The organism is Streptomyces sp. NPDC127038 (genome assembly GCF_042725875.1).
Taxonomy (GTDB): domain Bacteria; phylum Actinomycetota; class Actinomycetes; order Streptomycetales; family Streptomycetaceae; genus Streptomyces.
The window spans coordinates 21,531-31,441 of sequence record NZ_JBHXDQ010000092.1 but is presented as its reverse complement, the minus strand read 5'-3'; the positions used below and the strand labels follow the sequence as shown (position 1 = coordinate 31,441).

Below are 9,911 nucleotides of genomic sequence, written 5' to 3'. Positions count from 1 at the left end.
AGACGGTGCCGTGCGAACCGGGCGCCCCCGGGGCCCCGGCGGCCTCGACGGCGATCCCCGCGGCCTCGGCGGGGACCGCCAGGGCGACGGCCTCGGCGGGGACGCTCGCGGCCGCGGCCGGTCCGGCGGCGGCCGCGCGGGCCGCCTCCCGCAGGGCCAGCGCACCCCGCCGTGCCGTCCGCAGCGCGTCGAACGTCAGGAGCGACAGCGCGAGCCACACCAGCGCGAACCCGGCCCACCGCTCGGCGGGCATGGCCTCGTGGAAGTAGAAGATGCCGAGGAGGAACTGGAACACGGGGGCCATGTACTGGAGCAGGCCCAGCGTGGACAGCGGCACGCGGATCGCGGCGGCGCCGAAGCAGATCAGCGGGATCGCGGTGACCACACCGGTCGCCGCGAGCAGCGCCGCGTGTCCCGGGCCGTGCGTGGTGAACGTGGCGTCGCCCCGCGAGCCCAGCCACAGCAGATACGCCAGCGCCGGCAGGAACTGGATCGTGCTCTCGGCGGCGAGCGACTCCAGGCCGCCCAGGTTGACCTTCTTCTTCACCAGGCCGTACGTGGCGAAGGAGAACGCGAGGCACAGGGAGATCCACGGCGGGCGGCCGTAGCCGATGGTCAGGACCAGGACGGCCGCGGCGCCGACGCCCACGGCGGCCCACTGCACCGGCCGCAGCCGCTCCTTGAGCAGCAGCACGCCCATCGCGATGGTGACCAGGGGATTGATGAAGTAGCCCAGCGACGCCTCGACCACGTGCCCGGAGTTGACCGCCCAGATGTAGACGCCCCAGTTGACGGTGATGACCGCCGCCGCGATCGTGATCAGCCCCAGCCTGCGCGGCTGCCGCAGCAGCTCGCCCGCCCAGGCCCAGCGCCGCATCACCAGCAGCAGGACGCCGACCACCGCAAGCGACCACACCATCCGGTGGGCGAGGATCTCGATCGCGCCCGCGGGCTTCATCAACGGCCAGAACAGGGGGACCAGCCCCCACATCCCGTACGCCGCGAAGCCGTTCAGCAGGCCTGTGCGCTGCTCGCCCCTCGACTGCCCGGCCACCGGCGTCTCCTTCTCCCACGGTCTCCCGGACGCCTGTCGCGTCCTCGCGCCCCGTAGCCCCCGTGAGGCCGGGGAACTTCCGTGCAGCATGAAAGAAGGTAGCGCCGGACACCCCCGCCTGTCATGCCCGTATCGCCATACGGTCATGACAGGCGGGGGTGCGGAGGAGGGTGCCCGGACCCGCCGGTACCGCGGTCCCCGGTGTGCCGGGGCCTCAGCCCTTCAGCGCGACCGCGACGGCCTCGGCGATCGGGGTGGTCGCGCGGCCCGTGAGCCGGGCCAGGTCGCCCGAGGTGACGGCCAGCTCGCCCTTCTCGATGGAGACGTCGACGCCCGCGAGGATCCCGGCGAAGGCCTCGGGAAGCCCGGCGCCGGTCAGGATGGAGGCGAAGGCCTCGGGGGAGACGGAGTTGTAGACGATCTCCTTGCCGGTCTGCCGGCTCAGCTCGGCGGCGTACTCCTCGAAGCCCCACGCCCGGTCGCCGCTCAGCTCGTACGTGGTGTTCTCGTGGCCCTCACCGGTCAGCACCGCGACGGCGGCGGCCGCGTAGTCGGCGCGCGAGGCGGAGGCGATCCGGCCCTCCCCGGCGGCCTGGACGACGGCGTCGTGCGCGAGCACCGGGGCGAGGTTCTCGGTGTAGTTCTCGTGGTACCAGCCGTTGCGCAGCAGTGAGTAGGGCAGCCCGGAGGCGAGCAGGACCTCCTCGGTGGCGCGGTGGTCGTCGGCCAGCGCGGCCGTCAGGGTGCCGGGGGCGCTGGTGTAGGCGAGCAGGGAGACTCCGGCCGCCTCGGCCGCGTCGATGACGACCCGGTGCTGCCGCACGCGGTCCTTGTCGAACTCGTTGCCCGAGATCAGCAGCACCTTGTCGCCGGCCGCGAACAGGCCGTCGAAGGTCTCGGGGGCGTTGTAGTCGGCGACCGCGAGCCGCACGCCGCGGGCCGCGAGGTCGGCGGCCTTGGACGCGTCCCGCACGACGGCGGTGATCTCCCCGGCGGGGACCTTCTCCAGCAGCTGTCCGACCACGTGACGGCCGAGGTGTCCGGTGGCTCCGGTGACGACGATGCTCATGACGTACATCTCCTTGTGGGGTGGGGATGACACTCACCCTAAGAGCTGCACTAACTTTGGGAAAGTACCCACCTTGAAGTAAGGTACTGACATGGCCGTAAGTATGAAGGCGGCGGACGGGTACGACGCCGGTGAGGCGATGTGCCCCTACCGCCTGGTCCTGGAACACGTCACCAGCCGCTGGGGCGTCCTCGTCCTGATCGAGCTGCTGGAGCGGTCGTACCGCTTCAGCGAGCTGCGCCGGGCGGTCGGCAGGGTCGGCAAGGCGGTCAGCGAGAAGATGCTCACCCAGACCCTCCAGACCCTGGAGCGCGACGGGCTCGTCCACCGCGACGCCAAGCCGGTCATCCCGCCGCGCGTGGACTACTCCCTGACCGACCTGGGCCGCGAGGCCGCCGAGCAGGTCAGATCGCTGGCGCTGTGGACCAGCGAGCGCATGGCCGACGTCGAGAAGGCCCGCAGCGCGTACGACGAGGCCCGCCGCGCGTAGACGGGGCCGGGACGGGGTGCGAGGCGCGGGCGGTGAGGGTGGGTGCGGCGAGGCGGTGAGGGTGGGTGGGTACGGCGAGGCCCGGGGGCCGGACCGGCCCCCGGGCCTCGTGAGAACCGCTCGCGGACGGGTTCAGCCGACGACGGTCCAGGTGTCGCCGCCGGCGAGCAGGGCGGCGAGATCGCCCTTGCCGTTCTGCTCGACGGCGCTGTCGAGCTGGTCGGCCATCTGGGTGTCGTAGACCGGCCGCTCGACCGAGCGGAACACCCCGATGGGCGTGTGGTGCAGGGTGTCCGGGTCGGCCAGCCGGGAGAGCGCGAACGCGGTCGTCGGGGACGCGCTGTGGGCGTCGTGGACCACGACCTCGGCCTCGTTCTCCGGCGTCACCGTGACGACCCGCAGGTCGCCGGTGGCAGCGTCCCGCACGACGCCCCGCGCGTTGTCGGCCCCGAACCGGATGGGCTGTCCGTGTTCGAGGCGGATGACCGCTTCCTCGGCGCTCTGACGGTCCTTGAGGACCTCGAAGGCCCCGTCGTTGAAGATGTTGCAGTTCTGGTAGATCTCGACCAGGGCCGTGCCCGGGTGGGCGGCGGCCTGGCGCAGGACGTCCGTGAGGTGCTTGCGGTCGGAGTCCACGGTCCGCGCGACGAACGACGCCTCCGCGCCGATCGCCAGGGACACCGGGTTGAACGGGGCGTCCAGCGAGCCCATCGGCGTCGACTTGGTGATCTTGCCGACCTCGGAGGTGGGCGAGTACTGGCCCTTGGTCAGACCGTAGATCCGGTTGTTGAACAGCAGGATCTTCAGGTTCACGTTGCGGCGCAGGGCGTGGATGAGGTGATTGCCGCCGATGGACAGGGCGTCACCGTCCCCGGTGACCACCCACACCGACAGATCCCGGCGCGAGGAGGCCAGCCCGGTCGCGATCGCCGGGGCGCGTCCGTGGATGGAGTGCATCCCGTACGTGTTCATGTAGTACGGGAAGCGGGAGGAGCAGCCGATGCCGGAGACGAAGACGACGTTCTCCCTGGCCAGACCCAGTTCGGGCATGAAGCCCTGGACGGCGGCGAGGATGGCGTAGTCGCCGCAGCCGGGGCACCAGCGCACTTCCTGGTCGGACTTGAAGTCCTTCATGGACTGTCTGGCCTCGGCCTTGGGGACGAGGGAGAGTGCCTCGATCGTGCCCGGGCCGTCTGTTGACGTGTCAGCCATCGATGGCCTCCTTGAGCGCAGTGGCGAGCTGCTCCGCCTTGAAGGGCATGCCGTTGACCTGGTTGTAGGAGTGCGCGTCGACCAGGTATCTGGCCCGGACCAGGGTGGCGAGCTGGCCCAGGTTCATCTCCGGGATCACCACCTTGTCGTAACGCCCCAGCACCGCGCCGAGATTGCGCGGGAACGGGTTGAGGTGGCGCAGATGGGCCTGCGCGATCCGGTCCCCCGCGTTGCGCAGCCGGCGCACCGCCGCGGTGATCGGTCCGTACGTCGAACCCCAGCCGAGGACAAGGGTGTCGGCGCTTCCGCTCGGGTCGTCGACGTCCAGGTCGGGGACGTCGATGCCGTCGATCTTGGCCTGGCGGGTGCGGACCATGAAGTCGTGGTTGGCCGGGTCGTACGAGATGTTCCCGCTGCCGTCCTGCTTCTCGATCCCGCCGATCCGGTGTTCGAGGCCGGGTGTGCCCGGGACTGCCCACGGCCGGGCCAGCGTCTGCGGGTCGCGCTTGTAGGGCCAGAACACCTCGGTGCCGTCGTCCAGGGTGTGGTTCGGTCCCTGGGCGAACTGCACCCGCAGGTCCGGGAGTTCGTCCACCTCCGGGATCCGCCACGGCTCGGAGCCGTTGGCCAGGTACCCGTCCGAGAGCAGCAGCACCGGCGTCCGGTACGTCAGCGCGATCCGGGCCGCCTCCATCGCCGCGTCGAAGCAGTCGGCGGGCGTGCGCGGGGCGACGATCGGCACCGGGGCCTCGCCGTTGCGCCCGTACATCGCCTGGAGCAGGTCGGCCTGCTCCGTCTTGGTCGGCAGACCCGTCGAGGGTCCGCCCCGCTGGATGTCGATGACCAGCAACGGCAGTTCGAGGGAGACCGCGAGCCCGATCGTCTCCGACTTCAGCGCCACACCGGGGCCCGAGGTCGTCGTCACCGCGAGCGAACCGCCGAACGCCGCGCCCAGCGCCGCGCCGATCCCCGCGATCTCGTCCTCTGCCTGGAAGGTGCGCACGCCGAAGTTCTTGTGCTTCGACAGCTCGTGCAGGATGTCCGAGGCCGGGGTGATGGGGTACGACCCCAGGTACAGCGGCAGATCCGCCTGCCGGGAGGCGGCGACCAGACCGTACGACAGGGCGAGGTTCCCGGAGATGTTGCGGTAGGTGCCCGTCGGGAACGTCTTCGACGCCGGCGCGACCTCGTAGGAGACCGCGAAGTCCTCCGTCGTCTCACCGAAGTTCCAGCCCGCGCGGAACGCCGCGAGGTTCGCCGCCGCGATGTCGGGCTTCTTGGCGAACTTGGTCTTCAGGAACTTCTCGGTGCCCTCGGTCGGCCGGTGGTACATCCACGACAGGAGGCCGAGCGCGAACATGTTCTTGGAGCGCTCGGCCTCCTTGCGGGAGAGCTCGAAGTCCTTCAGCGCCTCGACCGTCATCGTCGTGAGCGGGACGGGATGGACGTTGTAGCCGTCCAGCGAACCGTCCTCCAGCGGGCTGGTCGTGTAGCCGACCTTCTGCATCGCCCGTTTGGTGAACTCGTCCGTGTTGACGATGATCTCGGCGCCGCGCGGCACGTCGGCGATGTTCGCCTTCAGGGCCGCCGGGTTCATGGCCACGAGCACGTTGGGCGCGTCGCCCGGAGTGAGGATGTCGTGGTCGGCGAAGTGCAGTTGAAACGAGGAAACGCCCGGCAGTGTGCCTGCGGGCGCGCGGATCTCGGCAGGGAAGTTCGGCAGGGTCGAGAGGTCGTTGCCGAAGGAGGCGGTCTCCGACGTGAAGCGGTCGCCGGTGAGCTGCATGCCGTCACCGGAGTCCCCCGCGAAGCGGATGATGACCCGGTCGAGCCGTCGGACGTCCTTCGTCCCCGGCGGTTTGCGCTGTTCTCCTACGACGGCTTCGTCGGCCTGTTCCGTTGGGCTGCTGACCTTGCTCGTCACTGAACTGGACCTCCTTTGAGGCGGCTGTCCGGGAGTGGCCTTCCCGCAGACCCTTCCTGTTTCAACCCTACGTCGGTAAGGGTCGCCTTCCTTGGGCCATTCGCATGATGGACGCTGTTTTGAGACGCCCTGACATAGTGATGTGTCACGATTTCTCCCGCCCCAGGTCCCTTCCTCGAACGACGTTCCCTGCTCACCCTTTGGTTCTGCTCGACAACTGACAGACTGTCAGCTCGTCATGAGTTCAGGTATGTGAGGACGGCCAGAACACGCCGATGATCCCCGTCACTTTGTGACAAGCCGAGCTTCTGGAAGATGTTGCTGACGTGCTTCTCCACGGCGCCGTCGCTCACCACCAGCTGCCGGGCGACGGCGGAGTTCGTCCGGCCCTCGGCCATCAGCCCGAGCACCTCGCGCTCCCTCGGCGTCAGCCCGGCCAGCACGTCCTGCTTGCGGCTGCGGCCCAGCAGCTGCGCCACGACCTCCGGATCGAGCGCGGTACCGCCCTGCGCCACCCGCACCACCGCGTCCACGAACTCGCGGACGTCGGCGACCCGGTCCTTGAGCAGATAGCCGACGCCACGGCTCGAACCGGCCAGCAGTTCGGTGGCGTACCGCTCCTCCACGTACTGTGACAGCACCAGCACACCGAGTCCCGGATGCGCCTTGCGCAGCTGCACGGCCGCCCGCACGCCTTCGTCGGTGTGCGTCGGCGGCATCCGTACGTCCGCGACGACGACGTCCGGCAGCGCGTCCTGCGCCGCGAACTCGGTGATGGTCTTGACCAGCGCCGCGCCATCACCGACCCCTGCCACGACATCATGCCCACGGTCGGTCAGCAACCGGGTCAGGCCCTCCCTGAGCAGCACCGAATCCTCGGCGATGACCACCCGCACCCTGTCCTCCACGATTCCTCGGCCCCCCAGAGCCCACCCCGGCCGCCCCCGGATCCACCGGGTTCGTGCCCGCTCGTACGACAGCCCCCAGCATTCCAGCATTCGGATCGGGGCGCGCCCGGGCGAGAGGAACGGGACCCCGGCGCGGCGCACCGGGGTCCCGTTCCCGTCGGGGTGGGGGTGTCTCGGCGGGGAAGAGGGCTCAGCGGGCAGGGGCTCAGCCGCGGGGGAGCTCTCGGCGTCGCCGGGGTCGCTCACGCAAGCCGCCCCGGCCGTGCCGTGGCGGCTTGCGGGGATGTCTCGGCCGTGCCGGGGTGGCTTGCGCGGAGGCCTCGGCCTGCTCTGGCTCGCGCGGACCTCTCAGCCGCGCCAGGGCAGCTCGGCCGTGATCCTGGTGGGCCCGGCCGGCGGGGAGTCCACCACCAGGATCCCGTCCACCGCGTCGAGCCGCTCCGCGAGCCCCGCCAGACCCGACCCCGCCGTGGCGTCGGCCCCGCCGACCCCGTTGTCGCCGACCTGGATCAGCAGCCGGTTCTCCGCCCGCCACACGTCCACGGTCGCCCGCGTCGCCCGGGAGTGCTTGCTGATGTTCTGGAGCAGCTCGGAGACGGTGAAGTAGGCGATCCCCTCGATCGCGGGCGCCGGCCGGGCCGCCAGGTCAACCTCCATCCGTACCGGCACCGTGCACCGCGAGGCCACCGCGGACAGGGCCGCGTCGAGTCCGCGGTCCGTCAGCACCGCGGGATGGATGCCCCGGGCCAGATCGCGCAGCTCCTGCAACGCCGTCTTCACCTCGCCGTGCGCCTCGTCCACCATCCGCGCCGCGGCCTGCGGGTCCTCGGCCAGCTTCTCCTTGGCGAGCCCGAGATCCATGGCCAGGGCCACGAGCCGGGCCTGCGCCCCGTCGTGCAGGTCCCGCTCGATACGGCGCAGATCGGCGGCCGCCGTGTCGACCACGACCCCGCGGTCCGACTCCAGCTCCACCACCCGCGTGGCCAGCCGCGACGGACCGAGCAGCCCGCACACCATCAGCCGGTCCACGGTGGTCAGCGCCCGCACGATCCACGGCGTTGCCAGGGTGAACAGCAGCCCCACCAGCGCGGTCACCGTGATCTCGAACGGGTTGTCCAGATAGATCGAGTGCGTGCCGTCCCCGTACAGCTGGAGCCCGCCCTGGCCGCCGTACAGGGGGAAGACCCAGAACCACAGCGGATAGGTGAGCAGCGCCCACCCGTACACCCAGAAGGTCAGCGCGACCACGAAGGAGAACACCGACCACGGGAACTGGACCACCGCGTACAGCAGGTGCCGCCAGGACGTGCCGCTCCTGAGCACGGCGCCCATCCACGCCATCGCCCCGTGCTTCTTCGTGCGCACCGGCTCCGGCTCGGCCACCTCGACCCCGAGCAGCCCGCGCGCCCGCGCCCGCTCCAGCGAACCGAGGCCGCGGCAGCCGGCCAGCGCGGCGGCCAGCACCGGAACACCGAGGAAGGTGATCAGCAGGCCCGCGCCGAGCGAGACCATCGTGACGGCGAACGTGAACATGAGGATCCCGAGCGGCAGGCCCAGCAGCACGTAGCCGAACTCGCGCCAGGCGCGGGCCTCGAACGGGGCCCGCAGCGCGGCCGGAAGCCGGTGCGCCCGCCCGCCGGTGCCCGCCCCGTCGAATCCGGGCCCGCCGCGGTGCCCGTATCCGTGTCCGTAGTCCGTGGCCATCGGTCCGTCCGTTCTCTCGTCTCGTCCTGTGTTCCGGCTGCTCGTTCCAGCCTGCCGTCCGGGAGGCCCGGGTGACATGGAGCGGATCGGCGTCTTGGGCCGGGGGTTTTCCCTACCTCCACCGGCGGCCGCTGTCCCCGGGCCGGACCACGGGCGCACACGACGGAGACCTCCGTGCGCGGCGGCCGGCCGGAGGTCTCCATCGAGTGAACCGGGGGCCCGGCCCCGCGGCTAGCGCGCCGGCTCGTTCCGGCGGTCCCGCCAGGGCAGCTCGGCCGTGATGACCGTCGGACCGCCCACCGGCGAGTCGACGACGAACAGCCCGTCCACCGCCCCCAGCCGGTCCGCGAGCCCCGCCATCCCCGTACCGCCGTCGACACCGGCCCCGCCGCGGCCGTCGTCCCGGACCTGGATGAGCAGACGGTCGTCCGTCCGCCACACGTCGACCGACGCGGAGCTCGCCCCGCTGTGCTTGCTGACGTTCTGCAGCAGCTCGGAGACGGTGAAGTACGCGATGCCCTCGATGGCGGCGGCCGGCCGCGTGTCCAGCTCGGCGGTCACCTTCACCGGCACGGTGCAGCGCGAGGCGATCGCGGACAGCGCCGCGTCCAGGCCCCGGTCGGTGAGGACCGCCGGGTGGATCCCGCGCGCCAGGTCGCGCAGCTCCTGGAGGGCGAGCTTCACCTCGCCGTGCGCCTCGTCGACCATCGACGCGGCGGCGTCGGGGTCCTCAAGGAGCTTCTCCTTCGCCAGGCCCAGCCCCATCGCCAGGTTGACGAGCCGGGCCTGCGCCCCGTCGTGCAGGTCCCGCTCGATACGGCGCAGATCGGCGGCCGCCGTGTCGACCACGACCCCGCGGTCCGACTCCAGCTCGGCGATGCGCCGCTCCAGCTCGTCGGAGGGCGACAGCAGCCCCCGCACCATCGCCCGGTCCACGTTCGTCAGACCGCGTGCGATGAACGGCAGCACCGGCCACAGCACGAACAGCGACACGAGCGTGACCGTGAAGGTGATGACGCCCCAGGGAAGCCGTATCAGGTCGTAGAGCACCGCCCGCCAGCCCACCGGGTCCTTCAGGCTCGACCACAGCCAGCCGAAGAAGCCCGTACGGCGCACGGGCAACGGGCTCGGCTCGTCGATCCGCAGCCCCAGCAGCCGCCGCGCACGGGCCCGTTCCAGCTTGCCCAGCTGCCGCGAACCCCGCAGCCCGGCCGCGAGCAGGGGCAGTCCGACGACGGTCACGGCGAGCCCCGCGCCCGTGGCGAGCATCACCACCACGTACACGAACCCGATGATCGAGGCCGGCAGGTTCACCAGGAGATGGGCGATCTCCCGCCACGTCCGCGGATCGAGGGCGGGGCGGGCGGCGGGCGGCCGGTCCTCGTCGGACGGGCCGTCCGACGGGCCGGCGGGCGTGATGCGTTCGGTCATATCCGCTAGCCTGCCGGGCGGCGCGCCGCCGCGCCATGAGGTGGGCCGCCGCGATGCACTGGGGATAACCCCACCCCTCCCAAGAGGGTACGGACCGGACGGGACGACGGTCCGGCACA

General features: G+C 71.3%; 8 protein-coding genes. 1 reads left to right on the top strand and 7 read right to left on the bottom strand.

From position 1 onward, the window contains the following. Both rarD and ACFWI4_RS38045 read right to left on the bottom strand, forming a co-directional pair. Positions 1 to 1,054 (bottom strand): EamA family transporter RarD (rarD, locus tag ACFWI4_RS38050; protein WP_387205854.1); only part of this gene is annotated, 1,054 nt, incomplete at its 3' end. 214 nt (positions 1,055 to 1,268) lie between these two features. Next, entirely contained in the window at positions 1,269 to 2,123 is an 855-nt protein-coding gene (locus tag ACFWI4_RS38045; protein WP_387205852.1) for an SDR family oxidoreductase, read from the bottom strand. A gap of 91 nt (positions 2,124 to 2,214) precedes the next feature. Between ACFWI4_RS38045 and ACFWI4_RS38040 the strand changes: the two genes are divergently transcribed. Next, on the top strand, positions 2,215 to 2,613 hold the full coding sequence (locus tag ACFWI4_RS38040) for a winged helix-turn-helix transcriptional regulator (RefSeq protein WP_387205850.1): 399 nt from the start codon (positions 2,215 to 2,217) through the stop codon (positions 2,611 to 2,613). 132 nt (positions 2,614 to 2,745) lie between these two features. Here the strand turns inward: ACFWI4_RS38040 and ACFWI4_RS38035 are convergent, their stop codons facing one another. The 5 genes from ACFWI4_RS38035 to ACFWI4_RS38015 all read right to left on the bottom strand — a co-directional run bounded on the left by ACFWI4_RS38035 (position 2,746) and on the right by ACFWI4_RS38015 (position 9,792). Further along, positions 2,746 to 3,825: a 2-oxoacid:ferredoxin oxidoreductase subunit beta gene (locus ACFWI4_RS38035; protein WP_385408511.1), complete on the bottom strand. Its 1,080-nt coding sequence runs from the start codon at positions 3,823 to 3,825 to the stop codon at positions 2,746 to 2,748. Further along, positions 3,818 to 5,749: a 2-oxoacid:acceptor oxidoreductase subunit alpha gene (locus ACFWI4_RS38030; protein ID WP_387205848.1), complete on the bottom strand. Its 1,932-nt coding sequence runs from the start codon at positions 5,747 to 5,749 to the stop codon at positions 3,818 to 3,820. Before ACFWI4_RS38030 ends, ACFWI4_RS38035 begins: the two co-directional genes overlap by 8 nt. Before the next feature lie 236 nt (positions 5,750 to 5,985). Then, a complete protein-coding gene (locus tag ACFWI4_RS38025; RefSeq protein WP_387205856.1) occupies positions 5,986 to 6,645 on the bottom strand; it encodes a LuxR C-terminal-related transcriptional regulator in 660 nt (219 codons plus the stop codon). A 360-nt stretch (positions 6,646 to 7,005) separates the two neighbouring features. Continuing rightward, positions 7,006 to 8,361 carry a sensor histidine kinase gene (locus tag ACFWI4_RS38020; RefSeq protein WP_387205846.1) on the bottom strand — a complete coding sequence of 452 codons (1,356 nt, stop codon included), beginning with the start codon at positions 8,359 to 8,361 and terminating at the stop codon, positions 7,006 to 7,008. 231 nt (positions 8,362 to 8,592) lie between these two features. Then, positions 8,593 to 9,792, bottom strand: a complete 1,200-nt coding sequence (locus ACFWI4_RS38015; protein ID WP_387205844.1) for a sensor histidine kinase — start codon at positions 9,790 to 9,792, stop codon at positions 8,593 to 8,595. Between the last annotated feature and the right edge of the window lie 119 nt (positions 9,793 to 9,911).